The sequence below is a fragment of the Burkholderia sp. BCC1996 genome (genome assembly GCF_905339955.1).
Lineage (GTDB): Bacteria > Pseudomonadota > Gammaproteobacteria > Burkholderiales > Burkholderiaceae > Burkholderia.
In genome coordinates this window covers 1-24,569 of record NZ_CAJPHM010000020.1, presented here as the reverse complement: position 1 = coordinate 24,569, position 24,569 = coordinate 1, and the positions used below count along the sequence as shown (strand labels likewise).

Genomic DNA, 24,569 nt, shown 5'->3' with positions numbered 1-24,569 from the left:
GACGGATGCGTTTTCGGGAGATGGGGGGGCTGCGCCCCCCCACGCGAACGAAGTGAGCGTGGGGGTCGTTTCATTTACACGTCCGTGCGCGTGCCGGCGCCGGGGCCGTGCCGCTCGAACCAGCCGCGCACGCGGCGCGCGAGGCTGTCGAAGCCGAGGTAGATCACCGGCGTCGTGAACAGCGTCAGCACCTGCGACACGATCAGGCCGCCCGCGATCGCGATTCCGAGCGGCTGGCGCAGCTCGGAGCCCGCGCCCGCGCCGACGATCAGCGGCACCGCGCCGAGCAGCGCGGCGAGCGTCGTCATCAGGATCGGCCGGAAGCGCAGCAGGCACGCCTGGTAGATCGCCTCGCGCGGCGGCTTGCCTTCGACCCGCTCGGCTTCGAGCGCGAAGTCGATCATCATGATCGCGTTCTTCTTCACGATGCCGATCAGCAGCACGATCCCGATGATCCCGATGATGTCGAGGTCGTGCCCGGTGATCATCAGCGCAAGCAGCGCGCCGACGCCGGCCGACGGCAGCGTCGACAGGATCGTGATCGGGTGGATGTAGCTCTCGTACAGCACGCCGAGCACGATGTACATCGTGATGACCGCCGCGAGGATCAGGAACAGCTGGTTCGACAGCGACGCCTGGAACGCGAGCGCGGCGCCCTGGAAGCGCGTCTGGAACGAGCCGGGCAGGCCGATGTCCTGCTCGGCGGCGCCGATCGCCTTCACGGCCTCGCCGAGCGACGCGCCCGGCGCGAGGTTGAACGAGATCGTCGTCGACGGGAACTGCGACAGGTGCGCGACGAGCAGCGGCGACGGCCGCTCGTGGAACGACGCGATCGACGACAGCGGCACCTGGCCGCCGCCCGCGGACGGCAGGTAGATGTCGCTCAGCGATTCGGCGTAATGCTGCTCCTTCGGCTCCGACTCGAGAATCACGCGGTACTGGTTCGACTGCGTGAAGATGGTCGACACGATGCGCTGGCCGAACGCGTCGTACAGCGCGTTGTCGACGGTCGCCGGCGTGATGCCGAAGCGCGCGGCGCTCGCGCGGTCGATCTCGATGTAGACCGACTGGCCGTTGCTCTGCAGGTCGGTCGCGACGTCGGCGAGCGACGGCTCCTTTTGCAGCCGCGTGACGAGCTTCGGCACCCAGGTCGCGAACTCGTCCGGGTTCGGGCTCGTCAGCATGAACTGGTACTGCGTCGGGCTCACGGTCGAGTCGATCGTCAGGTCCTGTACCGACTGCATGAACAGCGAGATGCCGGTCACGTTCGCGACGCGCTGCTGCAGGTCGCGGATGATCTGCGCGGACGATTCGGAGCGGGCGTCGCGCGCCTTCAGGTTGATCAGCATCCGGCCGCTGTTCAGCGTGATGTTGCTGCCGTCGACGCCGATGAACGACGTGAGGCTCGCGACGTTCGGATCCTTCAGGATCTCGGCCGCGAGCGCCTGCTGGCGTTCGGCCATCGCGCCGTACGAGATCGACTGCGGCGCCTGCGTGATCGCCTGGATCACGCCGGTGTCCTGCGCGGGGAAGAAGCCCTTCGGTATGAACACGTAGAGCAGGCCGGTCAGCACGAGCGTCAGCACCGCGACGACGAGCGTCGAGCGCTGGCGGTTCAGCACCCATTCGAGCGCGACCCCGTAGCGTGCGATCACCCAGTCGATCGCGCGGTGCACGCGCGCCTCGAAGCGGTGGCTCTCCGGCGGCGGCGAATGGCGCAGCAGCTTCGCGCACATCATCGGCACGAGCGTGAGCGACACGATCGCCGAGATCACGATCGTCACCGCGAGCGTGATCGCGAACTCGTGGAACAGGCGGCCGACCACGTCGCCCATGAACAGCAGCGGGATCAGCACCGCGATCAGCGACACCGTCAGCGAGATGATCGTGAAGCCGATCTGTCTCGAGCCCTTCAGCGCGGCCTCGAGGCCCGTGTCGCCTTCCTCGACGTAGCGCGCGATGTTCTCGATCATCACGATCGCGTCGTCGACGACGAAGCCGGTCGCGATGGTGAGCGCCATCAGCGACAGGTTGTTCAGCGAGAAGCCGGCCATGTACATCACCGCGAGCGTGCCGATCAGCGACAGCGGCACCGACAGGCTCGGGATGATGGTCGCGTAGACGTTCGCGAGGAACAGGTACATCACCAGCACGACCAGCGCGACCGCGAGCAGCAGCTCGAACTGCACGTCGCGCACGGCGGCGCGGATCATCGTCGTGCGGTCGGTGACGATCTGCACGTCGAGCGCGGCGGGCAGCGTCTCCTGCAGCTTCGGCAGCTGCGCCTTGATCGCGTCGACGGTCGCGATCACGTTCGCGCCCGGCTGGCGCTGCACGTTCAGGATGATCGCGGGCTCCGCATTGACCCACGCGCCGAGCTTGGTGTTCTCGGAGCCGGCGACGATCTTCGCGACGTCGGTCAGCATCACCGGGCGGCCGCTCTTGTAGGCGACGACCGCGTCGTTGTATTGATCGGCGCTGGTGAGCTGGTCGTTCGCGTTGATCGTGTACGCGCGCGTCGGGCCGTCGAAGTTGCCCTTCGGCGTGTTCACGTTCAGGTTCGAGATCGTCGTGCGCAGGTCGTCGAGGTTCATCCCGTACTGCGCGAGCGCGGTCGGGTTCGCCTGGATCCGCACGGCCGGCCGGTTGCCGCCCGACAGGCTGACGAGGCCGACGCCCGCGATCTGCGAGATCTTCATCGCGAGACGCGTGTCGGTCAGGTCCTGCACCTGGGTGAGCGGCAGGGTCTTCGACGTGATCGCGAGGGTCAGCACCGGCGCGTCGGCCGGATTGACCTTCGCATAGATCGGCGGGGCCGGGAGGTCGGACGGCAGCAGGTTGCCGGCCGCGTTGATCGCGGCCTGCACTTCCTGTTCGGCGATGTCGAGCGGCAGGTCGAGCGAGAACTGCAGCGTGATCACCGACGCGCCGGCCGAGCTTTGCGACGACATCTGGTTCAGCGACGGCATCTGGCCGAACTGCCGCTCCAGCGGCGCGGTGACCGCCGACGTCATCACCTCCGGGCTCGCGCCCGGATAGAAGGTCTGGACCTGGATCGTCGGGTAGTCGACCTCGGGCAGGGCGGCGAGCGGCAGGAAGCGCAGCGCGACGAGACCGGCCAGCATGATCGCCGCCATCAGGAGGGCGGTGCCGACCGGCCGGAGAATGAAGAGGCGGGATGGATTCATCGAGCGGCCCGCGCGTTACTGGGCCGCGGGGGCCGCTGCCTGCGACGCGCCGTGCTTGTGTCCGCCGCGGCGGGCGGCCGCGCCCGATGCGCCGGACGCCGCGCCGGCGCCGTGCGCGCCCGACGCGCCTTTCGGCTTGTCGGCCGGGATCGTGATCTTCGCGCCTTCGCGCAGCCGGTCGGAGCCGTCGGTGACCACGCGCTCGCCGAGCGCGACGCCGCTGACGATGCTCGTGCGCTCGCCGTCGACCGGGCCGATCGTGACCTTGCGCACCGTCACCGTGTTGTCGGGCTTCACGATGTACACGAACTGGCCGATCGAGCCCGTCAGCACGGCGGCCGTCGGCACGATCGTCGCATCGCGCATCACGTCGACCAGCAGCCGCGCGTTCACGAACTGATTCGGGAACAGCAGCCCTTCCTTGTTATCGAAGGTCGCACGCAGCTTGACCGTGCCGGTGCTGGTGTCGATCTGGTTGTCGAGCGTGGCGAGCGAACCCGTCTCGAGCGGTACCGTGTTGTTGCGGTTGTACGCGGTGACCGACAGTTTCCGGCCCGTGTTCACCTGCTTGACGATCTGCGGCAGGTTGTCTTCCGAAGTCGTGAAGATCACGCTCATCGGCTGCAGCTGTGTGATCACGACGATCCCGTTCGTGTCGCCCGGCGTCACGTAGTTGCCGGGGTCGACCTGGCGCAGGCCGACGCGGCCCGACACCGGCGCCGTGATGCGCGCGTACGCGAGGTTCAGCTTCGCGGAATCGATCGCCGCCTGGTCGGTCTTCACCGTTCCTTCATATTGCTTGACGAGCGACGCCTGGGTGTCGACCGTCTGCGATGCGATCGAATCCTGCGACAGCAGCGTCTGGTAGCGCTTCAGGTCGAGGCGGGCCGTCGCGAGCAGTGCCGAGTCGCGCGCGTGCGTGCCTTCGGCGTTCTCGAGCGCGACCTGGTACGGGCGCGGGTCGATCTGCGCGAGCAGGTCGCCCTTCCTGACGATCTGGCCTTCCTGGAACGCGACCGACTGCAGGTAGCCCGACAGCTGCGTCTTGACCGTCACGCTCGCGAGCGGCGTCACGGTGCCGAGCGCGGACAGCACGATCGGCATCTCGCCCTGCGTCGCGGTCGCGACCGATACGGGTTGCGGAACGTTCGCCATCGCGGCGGGGCCGCCGCGGCCGCGATGGCCGCCGCCTGCGCTCGCGCCGGAGGCCGCGCTGGCCGCCGCCTGCGCGTCGGCCTGCGTGCGGTTCCACGGGTGCCACCACAGCAGGCCGCCGATGACGACGACCGCGAGCGTCCCGATCACCAGCGTGCGGCGCGGGCGGCGCGCGGCGGGGGAGGCGGGATCCTTCGAAGGGGGCGTGGGCTTTTGTTGATTGTCCATCGGGTTCTGTCAGGAAGACGGCTCGGCAGGCCGGGAAACGGGCTCGAAACCGGGCTCGAAACCGGGCTGGAAAACGGGCCTGGGCGGCGCAGGGGCATGCGGTGCCGGAAGGCCGGCTCGGTACGGGCCCTTCCGGTCTGCGCGGAAAAAGAAAAGAGCGGTGCGCGCCGCGAATGCGGCGCGACGATGGGCATGATCCTACGTCCCGTCCCCGTTACAGTCCAGTCGTCTATCTTTCAACGGGTTACGGTCGTTACAGAACGCGACGGGGCGATGACGGATCGATTACACGGCGCTGCGCCGGGCCGGCGCGCCGCCGATCTCGCGGGTGATTTTCGCGATGCACTCGTGCAGCGCGGGCACCACGTGTTCCTGCAGCCATTCGGGCGGGCACTGACTCGATGCGCCGCCGCAGTTCACCGAATAGCGCTGGCCCGACGGGCCGACGAACCCGGCCGCGACCGCATTCAGCCCTTCGCGCCATTCGCCGATCGCGATCGCGTGGCCGGCGCGCATCGCGTCCTCGAGGCCGGGGGTCAGGCGCGCCGATACGTGCGGCCAGTCGTCGCCGGCCGTCGCGCGCAGCGCGTCAAGCAGCGTGCGGCGCTCGTCGTCCTCCAGCGCCGCAAGATACGCGCGGCCGACCGCGGTGCGCGCGATGTCCATCCGCGAGCCGATCTCGAGGCGCGTGACGAGCACGGCCGAGCGCGGCCGGATCACGTCGATCGCGACCATGTCGAGCCGGTCGCGCACCGCGAGGTGCACCGACAGCGACGTGCGCTCGGCGAGTTCGATCATGAACGGCCGCGAGCGCGCGCGGATGTCGAAGTTGCGCAGGAAGCCGTGGCTCAGCTCCAGCACCGACGCGGTCAGCACGAAGCGCTCGCTGTCGGGCAGCTGGAACAGGAAGCCGGCGCTGACGAGCGTCGCCGTGATGCGCGACACGGTCGGTTTCGGGATGCCCGTCAATTCGGTCAGCTCGCGGTTGCTGACCGGGGCGTCGGCGGCCGCGATGCGGCGCAGCACGGCGAGGCCGCGCGCGAGCGCGGTGATCTCGTCCGGCGACGATTCGCGGTCTCGGGGCGCGGAAGGCGTTACAGATGTCGACACGAGGGATTCTCTCTATTTCCGAAACTCGATTTCATTTTGTTGGTATTGTAGGATGATTGTCAAAAGATGCATGTTCCATGGGTGAATCGTTCATCGGATGAGATTTTACGGGTTCACCCTTGGTTTATTAGGAAAGTGCTCAAATGAGCCTTGCCGGAAAGTGAACAAACCGGTGCAAATACCGCTTGACTTGTCGGGCGGAAACGGAAAGAATGTCTCACGTTTTCGAAACATCGTTTCAGGAGTTTAACCGGCAACGGTGTTTCGCGCAGTCTCTCAGGTTCTAGCACGGCCCTCGGAATGGCTAGAACTTTTTTAGCGCCACGGTCTCCGTGGCGCTTTTTTTTGCCCGTCGTTTCCCGTTGCAGCCCGGCAAGCCCGCCATCAGGGCCCGAACGCCGCGGTTGCGCCACAGCGAAGTCTACCGCGTCGCCAGCCATCCTCCCCCGAATCGCCGCGTCGTTCGGCGCCGGACCCTCGTTTCCGTCATTTCGATCATCGGCTGGCCGCGCCGCCGGCATGCCCGCGCGGTGTGCGCCGATCGTGCGGCAAATGATGCTCCCCGTTCGCCGGGGACCCCCTATGCAAAAGTAGGAGGGTGACCCATCCCGGCCTTGCGCGCGCGTCCGCAGAATGCCGGTACGGGCCGTGAAAGCTTCGCGGCCCGCGTCTGCAGCAGAGCATGACGTCCAGCGCGTGTCGCTGGCGGACCCCTTGGATGGAGGTCATATGTTCAGTACCCGCGCGTGTTGCAGCAGTGTGGCGGCACTGTTGCTCCTGATGTGCGCCGTTCCCTCGTTTGCCCAAACGTTTCGCGTTCAATGTCCGTTCACCACGCCGTCCCATCCGACGGCGCTGCCGGCCGGCGGTGCGGAACCCGCCTACACCGGACCGTCCTTCACCGGGCTGAACTCCACGCCGACCGGTATCGTCAACGGCGCCATCAAGTGTCAGCAGATCTCGGGCGGTGACGGGTACGCCACCATGGCCGACGGCACGCAGACGTACCTGTTTGCCTTCGGCCCGTTGTCCGGCATTGCCGACATCCAGGCCGGCCGCGCCGGTACGGAATTCGCATCGGTGTTCAACACGGTCGGCGATCCGAGAACCGACCCGACCTACAACGGCGCGGTCGGCCTCGTGCCCGACCCGGAATCGTCGCCGCCGGGCCAGTTGACCGGCCATGTGGATCCGCGCCCGATCATGGACATCGGCGTGATGAACGGCAACATGCCGGCGCCCGAGATGGCGATCGACGAGGACGACGAGTTCTTCCTGACGCTCACGAACGTCGGCATGATCATGCGCCCCGACCTGTTCGAGCAGCACACGGTGCACTTCCACGGTTATCCGAATGCGTCGTCGTTCTATGACGGCGTGCCGGATGCGTCGGTGGCGATCAACATCGGCGCCAGCTTCACCTATTACTATCTCGCGCCCGATGCCGGCACCTACTTCTGGCACTGCCACATCACGCCGCCGGAGCACCTCCAGATGGGGATGGTCGGCCAGATCTTCGTGCGGCCGCGCCAGAACCGGGTGCCGTCCGGCCATTCGCTGTACGCCGCGCTGGTGGCGCAGCAAGGCGATCTTCGTACGCGGTGCGGCAACGACATTCTGTGCTCGACGCCGCTGCCGCCTTCGAATGGCGTGCGGCACGTCAACGACAAGAGCGGCAAGCCGACGCTCTACGCGTACAACGACGGCGACGGTTCGACTGCATACGACGTCGAGTATCCGGTGCAGATCCACGGCTTCGATCCGAACTTCCATTTCGTGGGGATGACGTTCAACCCGGAACCGTTCACCGACATGAAGGACAAGTACTTCATGCTGAACGGGCGCAGCTATCCGGACACGGTGACCCAGGGGCCGATGCAGACCCCGGTGGCCGACGGCACGGCCCATGTTTCCCAGCCGCTGCCGACCATCATCAATATCCCGGCCGGCGGCCGCGCGCTGCTCAGGATTTCCGATCTCGACGTCACCGAATTCCAGACGCTCGCGTCGCTGGGCGTGAGGATGCACGTGATCGGCGTCAACGCCCGGTTGCTGCGCGACATGGCCGGCAACGACATGACCTACTACACGAACTCGATCACGCTCGGCGGCGGCGAATCCATCGACGTGATTCTCGATGCGAGCGACACGACGAAGTACGCGCCGGGGTCGGTCTACTACCTCTACACGCCGAATCTCGATCACCTGTCGAACGACGCCGAGAACTTCGGGGGGCTGATGACGGAGGTCCGCATCTGCCCGGCCGCGCTCAACCCGGCTACGAAGTCCTGCATCTAGGAGAAATATCGTGGGCCACTTCACTCATGACATCCGGACCGCTATGTGCACGGGTGCCGGACGGCTCGTACGGCTCGCCGTGGCAATGCTTGCCGCATTGCTCTGCGGGCCGGTTCTGGCCGCCGCGCCGGGCATCACCGGCACGCATTTCGACCTGAGCGCGGAAGCGAGCCGCATCAGCCAGCCGGACGGCACGAGCGTCTATTCGTGGGGCTACGGCTGCCGCACGGCGCCGGCGGGATTCTCGCCGGCGGGCATCACGGGGGCGAACTGCCCGAGCATGCAGATTCCCGGGCCGACGCTGATCGTGCGGCAGGGCGACGTGATCACGGTGACGCTCACGAACAACCTGCCCGCGGCCGCGGGCAACACGTCGATTCTGTTTCAGGGATTCCAGGTGTGCGCGGCGGCGCTCAATCCCGACGGCTCGTGTCCGGCCGCGCTCACCGGCGTGCCTGGGCTGCTCACGCGCGAGGCGTCGCACGGCAACACGGTGACCTACAGTTTCGTCGCGGCGACGCCCGGCACGCATGCCTACTACAGCGGCACACGGGGCGACCTGCAGATCGAGATGGGCCTCTATGGCGCGATCATCGTATTGCCGACCTCGGCGCCGGGCGTGCTGGCCGTGCCGGCCGGATGCCGCGCAGTCGCCGCGACGCTGCCCGACGGCCAGCCGGACTACCGCAACGCGGCGGCGGCATACAACCATGTTTCAGCGTGCTACGACCGTGAGTATCTTTTTCAGTTCTCCGAAATGGATCCGCGCATCCATACGCAGGCCGAGCAGGAGGCCGCGAAGACGTGCACGCTGCCGACGGGCTGCATGACCGTCGAGACCGAGCCTTATCATCCCGCGTACTTCATGATCAATGGTCGTTCGATGCCGGACGACATGGATCCGAACTATGCGATGCAGTATCCGCACCAGCCCTACAACGGCAATCCGCACATGCACCCCGGCGAGCTGGTGCTGTTGCGGATCATCGGCACGGGCCGCTGGCAGCATCCGTTCCACGAGCACGGCAATCACGTCCGCGTGCTCGCGCGCGACGGCAACCTGCTGCTTGCCAAGACGGACGCGACCAAGGTCGCGGGCCCGCTGCTGTTCACCACGACCACGACGCCGGGCGAAACCCTGGACGGCATCTTCTACTGGACCGGCAAGGGGCTCAACTGGGACGTCTACGGGCACAAGCCCGGCGACGGCAGCGTCTGCATTCCCGATGCGAACGGCTACTACACCGCGGACCCGACGGCGCCGAACTACTACGAATGGTGCGCGGACCACAACAAGGCGCTCGAAGCGCATCCGTTCGGCAACGTCGGCAGCGGCGGACCGGTCACACTGCCCGATTCGCACATCCTGACGAACGGTGCGTGGTATGGCGGCAGTCCCTATCTCGGACCGGATGCGACGATTCGCGCGACCTCGCCGACCGGCACGACGCCGCCGAGCGGCACGATCGCGAATCCGCCGGGAAGCGAAGCGGGCTTTGCATTCATGTGGCATTCGCACAATGAACGCGAGATCACCACGAACAACATCTTCCCGGGCGGAATGATGATGATGATGCTCGTCGATCCACAAGTCTTCGTGATCAACGAAGGCAACTAGAGGCGGGGAGAACGGAAATGCGATTCATCCAGTTCAAGGCGACGTTTCTCCGCCTGGCCAAGGCGAGCCTCGCCGCGTCGATGCTGCTGGCAGCGAGCGAGGCATCGCTCGCCCAGACCGTGAACCTGACGGCGAAGGCCGTGACTGCCACGATGCCCGACGGCGAGATCGTGCCGATGTGGGGCTACACGTGCTCGGCGGCCGCCGTGGCGCCGGCCACCTGTGCGGCGGCCAATCCCGGCGCCGGAACGGGCTGGTCGCCGGTGGTGATCACCGTGCCGTCCGGCGCGACGCTGACGATCAACCTCACGAACAGTCTGCCGGCCTCCGTGCCGACGTCGCTCGTGATCGTCGGCCAGCTGGGCGGCGGTCTCGGCAAGACGGCGACGTCGACCCCGAGCCCCGTGCATCCGACCCAGACCTCGACGACCTGGCCGATCGCCGGCACCGGCAGCGGTGCGACGTTTACGCCGCCCGCGCAAGGGCCGCGGGTTCAGTCGTTCTCGACCGAGGTGGCGCACGGCGCGACGACGGCGCTGACGTGGAACAACCTGCGGCCCGGCACCTACCTGATCGAATCGGGCTCCCATCCGTCGATCCAGGGGCCGATGGGCCTCTACGGCGTGCTGGTGGTGCGCACGCCGCCGGCGTCCGCAACGTCGCGACCGGTCGCCTATCCGGGCGTGCCATACGACGCCGACATCCCGCTCGTGCTGAGCGAAATCGATCCGGTGCAGAACGCCGCGGTCGCCGCGGCCGTGGTGAAGAGCGGCTTCAGCGAAACCAAGGTATGGTCCGGCCTTTCCGGTGGCTGCGGGGATTCGCACTCCTCATCGTTCGGCACCTGCTATCCGCCGGCCGTGAACTACGATCCGCGTTATTACCTGATCAACGGCGTCGCTTTCGATCGTACGCATCCGGACCGCTCGTCGTTCCCCGCAAGGGCTTCCGTGTCGACCGGCCAGGTGCTCCTGCGCTTCGTCAACGCGGGCCTGCGGATGCACGTGCCGTCGGTGGTCGGCGCGCAAAGCGGGAACCCGTCGGTCTCCGGCTTCACGCTCGTCGCCGAGGACGGCAATCCGCTGCCCGGCAATCCGCGCGTGCAGTCGTCCGTGTTCCTGGCGGCCGGCAAGACTTACGACGTGGTGATGACCGCGCCGGGCCTGAATGCGCCCGCGCTGCCGGTGTTCGACCGGCAACTGAGCCTGTCCACCAACAACCAGCGCGACGGCGGCATGCAGGCGTATCTCAGCATCAACAACGGCGCGCTTCCGTCGGCAGGCGGAGGCGGCCAGAACGTCGTCGCCAATCCCGACAAGTACTTCCTCGTGGCGGGCAACACGCTGACCGTGGCGGACCCTGGGAAAGGGGTGATCGCCAATGACGTCGGCGTCTATGGCGTGCAGCTCGTGACCAAGCCGGCCAACGGCACGGTGACGCTGAACCCGGACGGCACGTTCAGCTACGTGCCCAATGCCGGTGCGACGTCGGACAGCTTTGTGTACCAGGCGAACGGTAATCCCGCGGTCACCGCGATGGTGACGCTGGCCGCGTGCACGCAAGCCGCCGGCTGCCTGTCCGGGCCGCCGGTCGCTCACGACGACAGCTACACGAGCAACATCGCGTCGCGGCTGCAGATCGGCGCGCCGGGCGTGCTCGTCAACGACACGGACCCGAGCGGCCTGCCGCTCACCGCGGCAGTGGTGCCGGGCAGCGTCAGCGGCGGCACCGTTACGCTGAATGCGGACGGTTCGTTCTCCGTGACGCCGAGCGCGCCGCCCGTCGGCGCCGCGACCGCGGGCGTGACCTTCAAGTATACGGCGGTCAACTCGCAGAACACGGCGAGCGCCCCGGCGAACGTTGCCGTCACGTTCAAGGGCGGCAGCGGGCTCGCCGTGAAGGTGCTGGACGGGCCGAGCACGGCACCGGGCAAGACGCCCGTGCAGCTCACCGACTACCGCTGGATCATCGAGGAAGACCGCACGTTCCAGATCGACCCGGCCTGCCAGGTGAACACGACACCGCGCCCCGCGAACTGTCCGCCGCTGCCGGTGCCGAGTCTCGGCACCAGCTTCCATACGAGCTACATGCCGGTGGTCGCGGCGGGTTGCGTCGGCACGGTGGCGTGCGAGTCGGGGCAGACGGTGTTCGATCCTGCCACCAACACGCACGTGCCCGCGGTGTGCGACATCGGCGACGGCGCATGCCGCACGAGTGCCGCGCAGCAGGTGCCGGTCGACCCGAGCCAGGTGTCGCTCGATCCAACCAAGCACTACTACATCTCGATCCTGCCGGGCGATGCCGGTAACAGTTTCTCGAATGGCGGCGGCGCCCCGAAACCCGTCGATCCGAACAACCCCACCGGCGCGATGCGGCAGTTCGACATTTCAAAGGATTGCCCGTCGGGCCCCGGCGGCGCGGATTTCGCGCCGGGCACGGGCACCTGCGGTCATACGATGGGCGGCGCGCCGATCGCACCGGCCCAGAAGAACGTCAACGTGCTCGTGCAGGAGACGCCGTTGCAGACCGCGAAGATCTCGGTATTCGTGTTCGAGGACGACGCGCCCGTCAACGGCGAAGTGGACGTGAGCGGCGGCAACGACGGCTTCGGCAGCGCGCATGAGCCGGGTCTCGGCGGGTTCGAGATCAAGCTGTTCGACGACGCCGGCGGCACCGGCGACGCCACCGGGCAGATGACCTACGACATGTTCAACATGCCGCTGTCGAACTCGCTGCAGGGCACCGTCGATCCTTCCACCGGCCTGAACGCGTGCCCGATTTCGACGACGTCGACCGACGGCCTCGTCGGCATGATCCCGACCTGCCCGAAGTACGAGTCCGACGGCAAGACGCTGTCGCCGCTGGTCGGCCAGGCGGTCATCGCGAACCTGATGCCGGGACGTTATGGCGTCGTTGCGACGCCGGGCGCCGACCGGACCGGCCGCGGCGAGGAATGGCTGCAGACCAACACGCTGGACGGACAGAAGGCTCACGATGCGTTCATCAAGGTCGGCGGCCCGTCGTACTTCCAGGAGTTCGGGCCCGCGGGCTTCCACGTGTCGATCGGCTTCGCGAATCCGAAGATCATCAACGACCGGCTGCCGGTGGTATGCGCCGGCGCGATCTGCAACAACTCGGTCGCCGGCCGGATCACGAATCTGCACTACAGCCGTCCGCCGAACGAGAACCTGTACGGCTCGGGCTCGCGCGATTCGCTGGGCTTCACGCAGTGCTACGTGAGCGTCGGCGACACCGACGGGGAGGACATCGCCTTTACCAAGTGCAATCCCGACGGCACGTTCAAGATCAGCGGCCTGCCCGACGGCACGTTCCGCATCACGGTCTTCGACCAATGGAACGACCAGATCGTCGACGGGCTGGCGACGGCGACGCAATTGAAGGGCGGACAGTCCAAGGACCTCGGCGATATCCCCGTGCTGCAGTGGCACACGAATCTGTACACGCGGACCTTCTTCGACCAGAACGGCGACGGCGTGTCGCAGGACAGCGAGCCCGGGCTCACGCTCGTGCCGACCAACATCCGTTTCCGCGACGGGAGCTATTCGAACTTCAACAACACGGACCTGAACGGCTTCGCCGGATTCAACGAAGTGTTCCCGCTGTTCAACTGGTACGTGGCCGAAGCCGACACGACGCGCTACAAACAGACGGGCGTGCACGTGGTGTATGACGCGGGCGGCCCGGTCGACGGCACGCCTGGCGGCGGCAACTCGAACATCGCGGCGAATTTCGCCAACACGATCGAATCCTCGACCGCGCATCTGCCGACGAACCTGCGCGTGCCGGGCGCCAAGTATTGCAACGACGCGGACTGCACCGACCAGTCCGGCACGAACCCGTCGACCGCGCGGATCGACCCGCCGTGGGTGACGACCGAAGGCTGGCAGGGCTTCTCCGGCCAGAATTCGTTCATCGAGTTCGGCAAGAAGCCGTTCGGCCCGACCGAGAACGGCGGCATCAAGGGCGAGGTGATCTACGCGTCGACGCGGCCGTTCGACGACCCGGCGCTGCTGATTCACACGAGCTGGACGCCGGACATTCCGAACGTGACGGTCAACCTGTACCGGGAGGATACGGCGACGGACGGTACGACGACGCTCGCGCTCGTCGACACGACGAAGACGAGCAGCTGGGACGACTGGGCGCAGGGCTTCCGCTCCGACGGCATTCCGAACATGAACTGCCCGGGGCAGGAGGCGAGCGACCCGTTCTTCTATACGTTGAAGAACAGCCCTCAGTGGCTCGACCCGACGCATCGCGCGTTGCCTGCGAATTCGCAGTTCAAGTGCTATGACGGCATGCATGCGTTCAACCAGGTGCAGCCGGCGCCCTACGACGGGATGTACCAGTTCCCGAGCGTGACGACGCGCGATCCGTCGACGGGCCTGCCGACGGGCACGAACTGCTCGATCTGTGTGGCGAATCCGTCGGGCGACGGCACCAAGATGCTGCCGACCGGGAAATACGTCGTCGAGGTGGTGGTGCCGCCGGGCTACGAGCTCGTGAAGGAGGAGGACAAGAACATCCTGATCGGCGACAACTACATCGCCCCGGTGACGCAGCAGTTCGGCGGCCTCGGCAACATCTTCATCCTGCCCGACCAGGCGGCGATGAATTCGACCTTCAACCCGAACAATGCGCAGAACCCGACGTCCGATCTCGGTTCGACACCGCGGCACGAAGGCGACACGGGCAGTGTCGAGACCTTCTGGCCGTGCGTCGGCGCGCTGCGCATCGTGCCGGACTACATCAGCCTGTTCCCGGGCTCGAAGGAGGTCGCGCCGTTCGCGGGTGCGTCGCGGCACCTGTGCGACCGCAAGGAAGTCACGCTCACGAACGAGATGTCGGTGCTCGCTAAGTTCTGGCTGTTCAGCTCGACGCATGTCGCCGCGCACTACACCGGCTTCATGCTCGACGACTTCTCGTCCGAGTTCGATCCGTACTCGCCGCAGTTCGGCGAGAAGTTCGCGGTGCCGAACGTGCCGATCTCGATGAAGGACTTCGCCGGCAATGAAGTGGCGCGTACGTATTCGGATTCGTGGGGCATCTTCAACGGGCTGAACTATTCGACGTGGCAGGTCAACCCGCCGAACCCGACCGGCTACGCGCCGACGATGATGGTCGCGTGCATGAACGATCCGGACATGCCCGACCCGGCGCATCCGGGGAAGACGATCCGTGATCCGATGTTCAACCCGGCGTACAGCCAGTTCTGCTACGAGATCCCGTTCATGCCCGGACAGACCCAGTACATGGACACGCCGGTGGTGCCGGTGCAGGCGTTTGCGTCCGGCTACAACCCGCCTGACTGTGCGTACCCGGACGGCACGCCCGCGATCGCCAGCGTGACCGGCGACTCGAGCGGCGGAGGGGCGGGCCCGTGGGTCAGCACGGTCGGTCACCAGCTGACGATCAAGGCGCTCGGCGACCAGGTCGTGCCGAACAACGCGTACAACGGGCCAGCCGCGACCGCCGCGCCGTTCAACCAGAAATTCGTCAAGCGCCACTATGGCTTCGGTGCGACGCAAGGGAAGGTCACGATCGGCGGCCACGTAGCTTCGGTGCAGTCGTGGACCGACTCGGAGATCCATGTCGTCGTCACGCCGCTGATCGGCTCGAGCTGCACCGTTGCCCAGCGCGGCGTGTTGACGCCGGCGTCGTGCGGCGAACTGGTCGTCACGACCGCCAGCGGCAAGAACACGATCGATACGGTCACCGTGACGGTGGGCGGCAAGGCGCCGACCTACGTGAACGGCGAGAACGCGACCAACGACGCGATCCAGACCGCGATCGACAACGCGACCCCGGGCGACATGATCATCGTCGGTCCGGGCACCTACAACGAAATGGTCGTGATGTGGAAGCCGGTGCGGCTGCAGGGCGTCGGCGCCCCGTCGGTCGTGATCAACGCGAACACGCATCCGTCGGGCAAGATGGACGCGTGGCGCAGGAAGGTCGACTGCCTGTTCGGTGTCGCAATGAACGGCGCGATGATCTCGGCATCGAACCCGTTCGATCCGACCGGTACGTACACGTGCCCGACGGCGATGCAGCGCAAGGTGGACCCGATCCCGTTCGAGCCGACCGTGGGGTGGGACTCGAACCTGAACGGCAACCTCGGCGAAATGCTGCTCGAGCCGACGCTGATGGGCGCGTACGAAGGCGCAGGCATCACGGTGCTCGGCAAGGGCGTGCGGGACGTGCTGGTGGGCGGCGTGCCGCAACCCGACCCGAACTGCACCGCGAACGGCATTTGCGTGCCGCTCACGGGCCCGACGCGGTTCCAGCCGAACCCGCCGGATTGCCGGAATAACCCGAGCAACTTCCTGTGCAATCCGTCGCGCATCGACGGCATCACGGTCACGAACAGTTCGCAAGGCGGCGGCGGGATTTTCCTGCACGGCTGGAACCATCTGATGGAGGTGTCGAACAACCGGGTGTTCGCGAACGCGGGCACGCTTTCCGGCGGTATCTCGGTCGGCCAGGTCGAGGTACCGGACGGCACGATCGCGGCCGACGGCATCACCCAGCTTCCGTTCGGCTTCAACAAGACCGTGAACGTGCATCACAACTCGGTGACGTCGAACGCGGCTTACGGCGACGAAATCAATTCGAGCACGCCGTCGTCGGCCGGCGGCGTGGTGTTCTGCTCGGGCGCCGACAACTATCACTTCAACTACAACTGGGTGTGCGGCAACATGAGCAGCGGCGACGGCGGAGGCGTCGCGCACTTCGGCTTCAGCTACGCCGGCGACATCTCGCACAACTGGGTGCTGTTCAACCAGAGCAACAACCCGACACTGCCCACCTACGGCGGCGGCATCATCGCCCAGGGCGTGCCGCCGGACGGCACCTTCTGCGAAAACTCGACGGTCGACGTGGACTGCGCGCCGCAACTGTCCGACGGTATCGGGCCGCGGCTCGTGATCGACGGCAACCTGATCATGGGCAACACGGCGGAGAGCGGCAAGGGCGGCGGGTTGCGGCTGCAGCAGGTGAACGGCACGGACGTGGAGCGCAGCCCCAACAATGCGGCGAATTGGTACACGGTTCGCGTGATCAACAACATCATTGCGAACAACGTGGCGGGCTGGGGCGGCGGCGGCGTGTCGTTGCAGGACGCGGTGCGCGTGAGCTTCGTCAACAACACCGTGATGTCGAACGACGCGACGGCGTCCGCCGGCGTGCTGTTCAACACGGATGCGGCCACCCAGGCGAACGTCGGGCCGCCGAACTGCACCACGGTCGGCGCGCAAACGACGTGCAATCCGATCACGACGTCGACGTACCAGCCGGCCGGACTCGAGACCGCGCGGCATACGGCGAACTTCATCGCCGCGTTCACCGCGCCCGGCGTCGCGTGTCCGGCGGGTCTGCCGAACTGCACGACGTTCTCGAACCCGATCCTGACCAACAACGTGTTCTGGCAGAACCGCACGTTCTTCATCACGGTGTCCGGAGTGAATCCGAACATCCCCGGGCTGCAGAACACGGTTGCGCTGAACCCGACGTTGAACCAGGCCGGGCATGCGACGGGTTATTGCGATCCGCACGCGGTCTATTGGGACATCGGTGCATATGGCGACACGGGCCCGGGCAACCATCAGTCTGGTCTCACGCTGAGCCCTCAGTACTCGATCCTGACCGATGCGGGCGACTACCCGGGCGCGAACAACAGCGGGGCCAACCCGTCGGTCGTGAGCCAGTACTGCAATGGCGCGCGCGTGCCGCCGGAAGGTGGCGGAAACGGCTTCGCGGTGCCGCCCGGCATCTCGGACACGGTGCTGCCGAACCCGCTGTTCAGCCTGTTGCCGTCGGCGGTGCCAGACGAGGGCAATCAGTGGATCAACATGTCGTACGGCCCGCTGTCGCTATTCAACATGTCGATCGTGTCAGGCGGCTCCGGGTATGGCGTGCTGCTCGGCAACTACTCGCCGCGCGCAGGTTCGCCCGCGATCAACGCGGGAACGCAGGCGGGCGCGCCGAATCATGATTTCTTCGGCACGACGCGTCCGCAACAGGGGAAGTACGACATCGGTGCGGTCGAGTTCCTGCCGTCCGGGCTCGTGGGCGGTCTGCCGATCGATCCGCTGGCGCTCGGCACGGTGCTGACCGACGTGGTGGGCGGCCTGCCGATCCCTCCGCTCGCGGTGCCGAACGTGCCGGCCGGCGCCGTGGGCGGTCTGCCGATCGCTCCGCTGGCGGTGCCGACCGCGCCGGCCGGTGTCGTGGGCGGCTTGCCGAACAAGCCGCTTGGGTTCGGCGCGGCGCTGAATCGACCTTGAAGGGGGGGCCATGAACCGTTCACGTTTGCCGTGCAGGCGAGCGGCGCTTTACGCCGTCGCCGCCTGTCTCGCCGCCGCAGCCGTCGCAGAGCCGGCCGCGGCGCAGCAGGGCGCGCCCGCTACGCCCGGCGCCGGTGCGAAGCATTCGCCATACCGGCCGGACCTCCCGCGGCGCGCGAGAACCTACTACATGATGACGAGGGGGATCGACAACCTGAAGGTGCACCGCATCACATCGGACAACCTGATCCGTTTCAGCTACCGCGTGACCGATCCGGCCGCGGCGAAGCGGCTCGCCGACAGGAGCGCGACTCCGTATCTGTACGGGCAGACGAGTCACGCGCTGCTCGAGGTGCCGGTGATGGACAAGGTCGGCCAGTTGCGGCAAAGCGGCCGGCTCGAAGCCGGCCGGGAATACTGGATGGTGTTTTCGAACAAGGGCAACGTCGTCAAGGTCGGCGAACGCGTGAACGTGATCATCGGATCGTTGCATATCGACGGGCTGCTGGTCGAATAACGATACGGCCGCGATGCGCGGCACGGGAACAGGAGAAGACTCATGACCCGGTTTCTTTCGGTAGCAATGGGGGCGGTCTCATTGGCGGGTTTGCTCGCGCTGGCGCCCGACTCGATCGCGGCCTCGGCGGCAGGCACCGCCCAGGCCAAGGCGGCATCGGCGGGGCAAGCGAGCGCCGCGCAGATCGTCGAGCGCAACGTGGCGGCGCGCGGCGGGCTGCAAGCGTGGCGCACGGTCAACACGCTGACGATGTCGGGGCTGATGGAGGCCGGCGGCAAGAAGAACACCGCGCTGCCGTTCGTGATGACGATGAAGCGTCCGCACAAGAGTCGCTTCGAAGTCCGCTTCAACGGGCAGACGGCGTTCCAGGTCTATGACGGTGCGCAGGGCTGGAAAGTCCGGCCGTTCCTCGGCCGTGACGAAGTCGAGCCCTATACGCCGGCCGAGGCGAAGTCGGCGGCGCAGTCCGCGGAACTGGACGGGCCGCTCGTCGATTACGCGAGCAAGGGCAGCACGGTTCAGCTGATCGGCTCGGAAACGGTGGAAGGGCATCGCGCCTACGTGTTGAAAGTGACGACGAAAGAGCACGCGGAGCGTCGCGTGTGGATCGATGCGGCCACGTTCCTCGAGCTGAAGATCGACGGCGAGCCGCGCGTGCTCGACGGCAGGACGCACGGCGTCTCCGTGTTCTTCCGCGACTTCCGCAAGGAGGGGGGAGTCGTCGTGCCGCACACGCTCGAGACGGCCGTTGCCGGCGTGAAGGGCACGCACAAGTTGACGATCGATCACGTGGCGGTGAATCAGCCGGTGGACGATGCGTCGTTCGGCAAGCCGCAGCTCGGGGCGGCCAGGGTGTCGAGCCGCTAGCCGGACGACCGGGCGAGGACCGAGGCCATGAAGCGAATCGAATCGTGGGTGCTCGCCGCCTGCATGGCGGCAGCCTTGTGCGCGTGCAAGCAAGTACCGGGGCAGGGTCTCACCGCGGACCAGATCGTCGAGAAGAATGTCGCCGCGCGGGGCGGGCTCGACGCATGGCGCAAGGTCCGGACGATGGTCTGGTTCGGCCATGTCGACAGCGCGAACGCCCCCGTGCGGGACATGCCGTTCGTCCTCGCGATGAAGCGGCCGAACAAGACGCGCTTCGAGCTGACGGTATTGAACGAGAAGAGTGTGCGTGTCTTCGACGGCAGGGAAGGCTGGAAGCTGGGCGCGAGTCCGCGGCCGTATTCGAGCGACGAGATCAGGTCGGCGCGTGACGAGCAGGTGATCGACGGGCCGCTGATCGATCACGACGCGAAGGGCGTCGGCGTGGCGCTGGAAGGGGTCGACCAGATCGGCGGCCACGATGCATACCGCCTCGCGGTGACGCTGCCTTCCGGCGCGGTTCGCCATGTGTGGATCGATGGCCGCACGTTCCTGGACGTGAAGTTCGACCGTCAGTTGCGCGGCCCGCGCGGCCTGGTCACCGTCGAAGTGAGCTACAGCGATTTCAAGGCCATCGACGGCCTGCAGATCCCGCTCAGGATCGAAAGCCATACGGCGGCTTCCCCGAACAGGGACACGCTGGTCATCGACAAGGTGTCGCTGAATCCGCCGCTCGACGATGCGATCTTCACGCGGCCCGCGTCGCCGGGCGGACGCCGTTCGGTCGCGATCGATGCGAGCGTGTCGCCGGCGCCGCCGCGTGCCGGCCTGCCGACGGCGCGGCCATGAACGGCATCCGGCGGCGGCTGCGCGCCCTCGTGGCGGCGCGTCCGCTTGCCGTGAGCCGGAGGCTGGCGCGCTGGATGTTGCTGGCCGCGCTGTGCGCGCCCGCCGGTTACGCGCGCTGCGACGAGGTGGTGGCCGCCGAGCCTGTCGCGCCCGTGCCCGTTGCGCGGGCGGACGCGGGCGAGGCGATCTACCAGCGCGGCGTCCTCGGTTCGGGCGCGCCGCTCGAAGCCGTGCATCCGGACGGCGTGCGCCTGCGCGGCGCGGCGGCCGCCTGCATCAATTGCCACCGGCGCAGCGGCCTCGGTTCGAAGGAAGGCAACAATACGGTCCCGCCGATCACGTGGCGCTATCTGGCGCATCCGCGCGCGCAAACCGCCGAGGATCTCGACATCCCGTACGTTGCCGGCATGCGCACCGATCGCGAACCGTACACGGAGGAACGGCTCGCGCGGGCCGTGCGCGACGGGACCGCCCCGGATGGCCAGCCGCTCGGCAGGCTGATGCCGCAGTACGCGCTCGGCGATGCCGACATGGCTGCGCTGACGGCCTATCTGAAGCGCCTCGATCGCCGCCGGCCGTCGGGCGTGACCGACACGGTGCTGCATTTCGCGACGATCGTCACGCCCGATGCGGACCCGGTGAAGCGGGCGGGCATGCTCGACGTCCTGCAGCACTACTTCGCGGACAAGAACGCGTTTCCGTTCGGCGCGACGCCGCCGCTGCGCTCGACGCGAAAAATGATGTTCATGGTCAATCGGCGCTGGGAGCTGCACGTCTGGTCGCTCACGGGCCCGCCCGACACATGGCATGAACAGCTCAGGCAGTATTTCGCGCGACAGCCGGTGCTGGCCGTCGTGTCGGGGCTCGGCGGCAGGAACTGGGCGCCCGTTCACGACTTCTGCGAACAGCAGGCCGTGCCGTGCCTGTTTCCGAACGTCGAGGTGCCCGTCGAGACCGATCACGATTTCTACTCCGTGTACTTTTCGCGCGGCGTGCTGCTCGAGTCGGACCTGATCGCGAAGCGCATCTTGGATGAAGCCGCGGCGCGGCCGGTGAAGACGGTCAGGCAGGTCTATCGCGCGGGCGACAACGGCGAGCGGGGCGCCCAGGCGCTGGCCGCCGCGCTGAAGGCGCACGGCATCGCGGTGTCGAATCGCGCGCTTGCGCCTCACGAGGATGTCGCACATGCGTTGCACGGGATGCCGCGCGACGATGCGCTCGTGCTGTGGCTGCGGCCGCCCGACCTCGCGGCGCTCGAGCATGTGCCGCCCGCGTCGGACACGGTGTTCATGTCGGGGCTGCTCGGCGGGCTCGACAGCACGCCGCTCCCGACGCGCTGGCGCGGCGTGACGCGCGTCGCCTATCCGTTCGACCTGCCCGAGGGGCGGCGCGTGCGCGTCGACTACGCATTCGGCTGGTTCACGATCCGGCACATCCCCATGGTCGCGCCGCAGGTGCAGGCCGACACGTATCTCGCATGCGGCCTGCTCGCCGAAACGCTGAGTCACATGGTCGATGCGTTCGTGGGCGAGTATCTCGTCGAGCGCATCGAGGACATGCTCGAACGTCGCATCCTGACCGGCTACTACCCGCGCCTGACGCTCGCGCCCGGGCAGCGCTTCGCGTCGAAGGGCGGTTATATCGTGCGGTTCGCCGGGCCGGATCGCGCGAAGCTTGCCGCCGACGGAGGCTGGATCGTTCCCTGAGCGGCCGCGCGCGTCGAGATGGAGTAGGAATCAGACCGCGAATGGAGGAAGTCTCCCCATGCCGGGTCTCGCGGGCGCTTCGCACAATGAAGGCATCGCGCGACGTTCCGGCGCAGCGCGGGCCACACGGCGTGAGGAGGGAAACCGCCATGACAACGTTTCTTGTCGGGCATGACACGCGTCATCGCTGGGCGCATCGCGGCGGGATGATCGTGATAGCGGCGCTCGCGCTGCTGCAGGCGTCCGTCGGGCACGCGCTGCCGATCTTCGCGCGCCAGACCGGGCAAAGTTGCGTCGCGTGCCATGCCGGCGGCCAGTTTCCCGAACTGACGCCGTACGGGCGCATGTTCAAGCTGAACGGTTATACGTTGGGCGAGCGCACGATTCCGCTCGCGGCGATGGCCGTCGCCGACATGAGCAAGACGCGAGCCAACAGCGACGCCAGCGGCAATCCGGTCACGCCGAAGAACGGCCTGCCGATCTTCGACTTCGCGAGCGTGTTCCTCGCCGGGAAGATCACCGACCATCTCGGCGGCTTCGCACAATTCACCTATGCGAATTACGATCATCAGGATGCCAACGGAAAATGGAAAGGCTGGTGGGCATCGGACAACACCGACTTTCGCTTCGTCGACCGGATCATGTCTCCGGCAAACGATCTGATCCTCGGCCTGACGCTGCACAACAACCCGACCGTGCAGGATGTATTCAATACCGCGCCGGCCTGGAGCTATCCGTATATCGGCTCCGCGATCAGCCCGGTGGCCGGCGTTCCGGTCACGCCGATCATCGAGGGCGGTCTCGCGATGCAGGTCGTCGGCATGGGCGGGTACCTGTACTGGAACAAGACGGTCTATGCGGAGCTGACCGCCTACAGCACGGCCGACGGCATCTGGTCGTTCCTGAGCAAGGGCAACCACGCGGGCAACCCGGATCACCCGCAGGTGTATTTGCGCGGCTACAACCCGTATGCGCGCATCGCGCTGACGCGCGAATGGGGGCCGCACAGCCTGATGGTCGGCGCGTTCGGGCTGAGCGTGAACGTCTATCCGAACGACCCGAACAGTTTCCCGATCTTCGGCACGGGCGTGACGCGCTATCGCGACTACGGTTTCGACACGCAGTACCAGTACCTGCTGGAGCCGCACACGATCACCGCGCAAGCGCGCTACGTGCGCGAGAACATTCACGATCCCAACAATTTCGTCGTGAGCGACAACACGGCCGCGAACCTGAATTCGTTGCGGCTCAAGGCGTCGTACATCTACCAGGCCAAGTACGGCGTCAGCCTGTCGTTCTTCAATACGACGGGGACCGCGGACAGCACCGCCTATGCGGCGAGCGCGAACTTCCATCCGAATACGCAGGGGTGGACGCCGGAAATATTCTGGATACCTGATCAGCACGTGCGAATCGGTATCCAGTACACGCACTTCACCAAGTTCCTCGGCGCGACGACCAACTACGACGGCAACGGACGCAATGCAAGGGACAACGACACGCTGTTCATCTATCTATGGCTGGCTTCATTCTGACACCCGGCGGGGCGACGGACATTGCGGCAGGGAGAGCGCTGACATGAACAAGGTGACCCATTTCGCTTGGCTTGCGCTGGTGCTGGCGGCATCGGGTTGTCACGACCTGGAGCGGTCGCGGGAAGTCGACAATCCGGCCGTGTCGGGCAAGACCATTGCATTGCAGGTGTGCTCGAACTGCCATGGGGCGAACGGCGTGTCGGTATCGCCGATGTTTCCGAAGCTCGCCGGGCAACGCAAGGAATACCTCGTCGATCAGTTGACCGACTTCAAGCATCACGCGCGCGCCGATCCGAATGCGAAGCGCTACATGTGGGGTTTCACGCATCTGACCGATGCGCAGATCGAGCAGCTCGCCGATTATTTCTCGAGCCAGCCGGCGGTGCTCGGCGAGGTCGGCGATCGCCTGCTGCTCGACGCGGGCAAGGCGATCTTCGTGTCGGGACTGCCGGACAAGGGTGTATCGGCCTGTGTCGGGTGTCATGGCCAGCATGGCGAGGGCATGACCGGGTTCCCCCGGCTCGCCGGCCAGCACGCGGACTACGTGATGAAGCAACTGAGGGTTTTCCGGGAAACCGATACGCGGCCACGCGGCGCGATCATGAAGTCCGTGTGCGCGAACATGACCGAACAGGACATGCGCGCGGTCGCGGCCTATGTCGAGGCCTTTCCGCCGGAAGCCGACGCACCGGCGAGCCCGGCGAGCCCGTCGGTCGAGCAATGAGCCGCCGGCGCCGAACCGGCGTCACATGCGGCAGGTGCCGCGGGGCGGGCAGACGAGCGGCGCCGGCGGCGATCGTTTAGGTGTCTCGTCTCCCCCGGGGCGGGGCGCCTCTTTTTATTTGCATCCGATGGTTCCATCCTGGTGACGCTCATGAAAGCCATTCAATCGTCCCGCGGCGGCATGATGTCCGTTGCCGCGTCGCTGTATCGGCTGCCTCGACGACTTCGCGCGCCGGCCGCGGTTCGCGCGTGCGGGCCGGGCGACGACCGTCCGTTCCTCGCACGCCTGTCGGTCATCGACTGGCTGTTCGCGCTGGCACTCGTGGCGGGCGCGGGCTATGCGTTCGTGCACTACAACGAACACATGAATGACTACGACAAGGCGGTGATGATCGGCACCGTGCCGGCGCTCGTCGTGCTCGGCTGGCGCTGGAAGCCCGCGCGGCTGATGATGGCGTCGATCGCCGTGCTG

At 66.8% G+C, this 24,569-nt stretch carries 12 protein-coding genes and 1 pseudogene; 10 read left to right on the top strand and 3 right to left on the bottom strand.

Translation table 11 applies throughout. The annotated features are described in order from the left end of the window. Positions 1-74: 74 nt before the first annotated feature. The 3 genes from U4Z64_RS26290 to U4Z64_RS26280 all read right to left on the bottom strand — a co-directional run bounded on the left by U4Z64_RS26290 (position 75) and on the right by U4Z64_RS26280 (position 5,681). On the bottom strand, positions 75-3,188 hold the full coding sequence (locus U4Z64_RS26290; RefSeq protein WP_321798529.1) for an MdtB/MuxB family multidrug efflux RND transporter permease subunit: 3,114 nt from the start codon (positions 3,186-3,188) through the stop codon (positions 75-77). A gap of 15 nt (positions 3,189-3,203) precedes the next feature. After that, positions 3,204-4,571 (bottom strand): MdtA/MuxA family multidrug efflux RND transporter periplasmic adaptor subunit, encoded by a 1,368-nt coding sequence (locus U4Z64_RS26285; protein ID WP_321821501.1) that lies wholly within the window; start codon positions 4,569-4,571, stop codon positions 3,204-3,206. A gap of 285 nt (positions 4,572-4,856) precedes the next feature. Next, complete coding sequence (locus U4Z64_RS26280; protein ID WP_124571054.1) at positions 4,857-5,681, bottom strand: IclR family transcriptional regulator; 825 nt, start codon at positions 5,679-5,681, stop codon at positions 4,857-4,859. Between the two features lie 729 nt (positions 5,682-6,410). On the opposite strand from U4Z64_RS26280, the gene U4Z64_RS26275 reads away from it, so the two are divergent. From U4Z64_RS26275 to U4Z64_RS26230, 10 genes and pseudogenes are all read left to right on the top strand, one after another. Beyond that, complete coding sequence (locus tag U4Z64_RS26275; protein ID WP_321812235.1) at positions 6,411-7,979, top strand: multicopper oxidase family protein; 1,569 nt, start codon at positions 6,411-6,413, stop codon at positions 7,977-7,979. A gap of 43 nt (positions 7,980-8,022) precedes the next feature. After that, the gene (locus tag U4Z64_RS26270; protein WP_124487496.1) at positions 8,023-9,597 is read left to right on the top strand and encodes a multicopper oxidase family protein; all 1,575 of its coding nucleotides are present in this window, start codon (positions 8,023-8,025) and stop codon (positions 9,595-9,597) included. A 17-nt stretch (positions 9,598-9,614) separates the two neighbouring features. Next, entirely contained in the window at positions 9,615-17,903 is an 8,289-nt protein-coding gene (locus U4Z64_RS26265) for an Ig-like domain-containing protein (RefSeq protein ID WP_321821500.1), read from the top strand. 10 nt (positions 17,904-17,913) lie between these two features. Continuing rightward, positions 17,914-18,420: a hypothetical protein gene (locus U4Z64_RS26260; RefSeq protein ID WP_124571053.1), complete on the top strand. Its 507-nt coding sequence runs from the start codon at positions 17,914-17,916 to the stop codon at positions 18,418-18,420. A 42-nt stretch (positions 18,421-18,462) separates the two neighbouring features. After that, positions 18,463-19,287, top strand: a complete 825-nt coding sequence (locus U4Z64_RS26255; protein ID WP_415750596.1) for an outer membrane lipoprotein-sorting protein — start codon at positions 18,463-18,465, stop codon at positions 19,285-19,287. Between the two features lie 27 nt (positions 19,288-19,314). Then, entirely contained in the window at positions 19,315-20,133 is an 819-nt protein-coding gene (locus tag U4Z64_RS26250) for a hypothetical protein (protein ID WP_321821499.1), read from the top strand. Beyond that, complete coding sequence (locus U4Z64_RS26245) at positions 20,130-21,839, top strand: c-type cytochrome (RefSeq protein ID WP_321821498.1); 1,710 nt, start codon at positions 20,130-20,132, stop codon at positions 21,837-21,839. Before U4Z64_RS26250 ends, U4Z64_RS26245 begins: the two co-directional genes overlap by 4 nt. A gap of 149 nt (positions 21,840-21,988) precedes the next feature. Then, the gene (locus U4Z64_RS26240) at positions 21,989-23,374 is read left to right on the top strand and encodes a cytochrome C (protein WP_321812240.1); all 1,386 of its coding nucleotides are present in this window, start codon (positions 21,989-21,991) and stop codon (positions 23,372-23,374) included. 43 nt (positions 23,375-23,417) lie between these two features. Next, complete coding sequence (locus U4Z64_RS26235) at positions 23,418-24,098, top strand: c-type cytochrome (protein ID WP_321821497.1); 681 nt, start codon at positions 23,418-23,420, stop codon at positions 24,096-24,098. A gap of 183 nt (positions 24,099-24,281) precedes the next feature. After that, a pseudogene (locus tag U4Z64_RS26230) lies at positions 24,282-24,569 on the top strand (c-type cytochrome biogenesis protein CcsB); the annotation flags it as partial.

Coding starts and splice junctions, on each gene's coding strand:
- U4Z64_RS26255 (WP_415750596.1), top strand. CDS start 18,463: ATGACCCGGTTTCTTTCGGTAGCAATGGGGGCGGTCTCATTGGCGGGT.
- U4Z64_RS26250 (WP_321821499.1), top strand. CDS start 19,315: ATGAAGCGAATCGAATCGTGGGTGCTCGCCGCCTGCATGGCGGCAGCC.
- U4Z64_RS26275 (WP_321812235.1), top strand. CDS start 6,411: ATGTTCAGTACCCGCGCGTGTTGCAGCAGTGTGGCGGCACTGTTGCTC.
- U4Z64_RS26260 (WP_124571053.1), top strand. CDS start 17,914: ATGAACCGTTCACGTTTGCCGTGCAGGCGAGCGGCGCTTTACGCCGTC.
- U4Z64_RS26270 (WP_124487496.1), top strand. CDS start 8,023: ATGTGCACGGGTGCCGGACGGCTCGTACGGCTCGCCGTGGCAATGCTT.
- U4Z64_RS26245 (WP_321821498.1), top strand. CDS start 20,130: ATGAACGGCATCCGGCGGCGGCTGCGCGCCCTCGTGGCGGCGCGTCCG.
- U4Z64_RS26290 (WP_321798529.1), bottom strand. CDS start 3,188: ATGAATCCATCCCGCCTCTTCATTCTCCGGCCGGTCGGCACCGCCCTC.
- U4Z64_RS26240 (WP_321812240.1), top strand. CDS start 21,989: ATGACAACGTTTCTTGTCGGGCATGACACGCGTCATCGCTGGGCGCAT.
- U4Z64_RS26265 (WP_321821500.1), top strand. CDS start 9,615: ATGCGATTCATCCAGTTCAAGGCGACGTTTCTCCGCCTGGCCAAGGCG.
- U4Z64_RS26235 (WP_321821497.1), top strand. CDS start 23,418: ATGAACAAGGTGACCCATTTCGCTTGGCTTGCGCTGGTGCTGGCGGCA.
- U4Z64_RS26285 (WP_321821501.1), bottom strand. CDS start 4,571: ATGGACAATCAACAAAAGCCCACGCCCCCTTCGAAGGATCCCGCCTCC.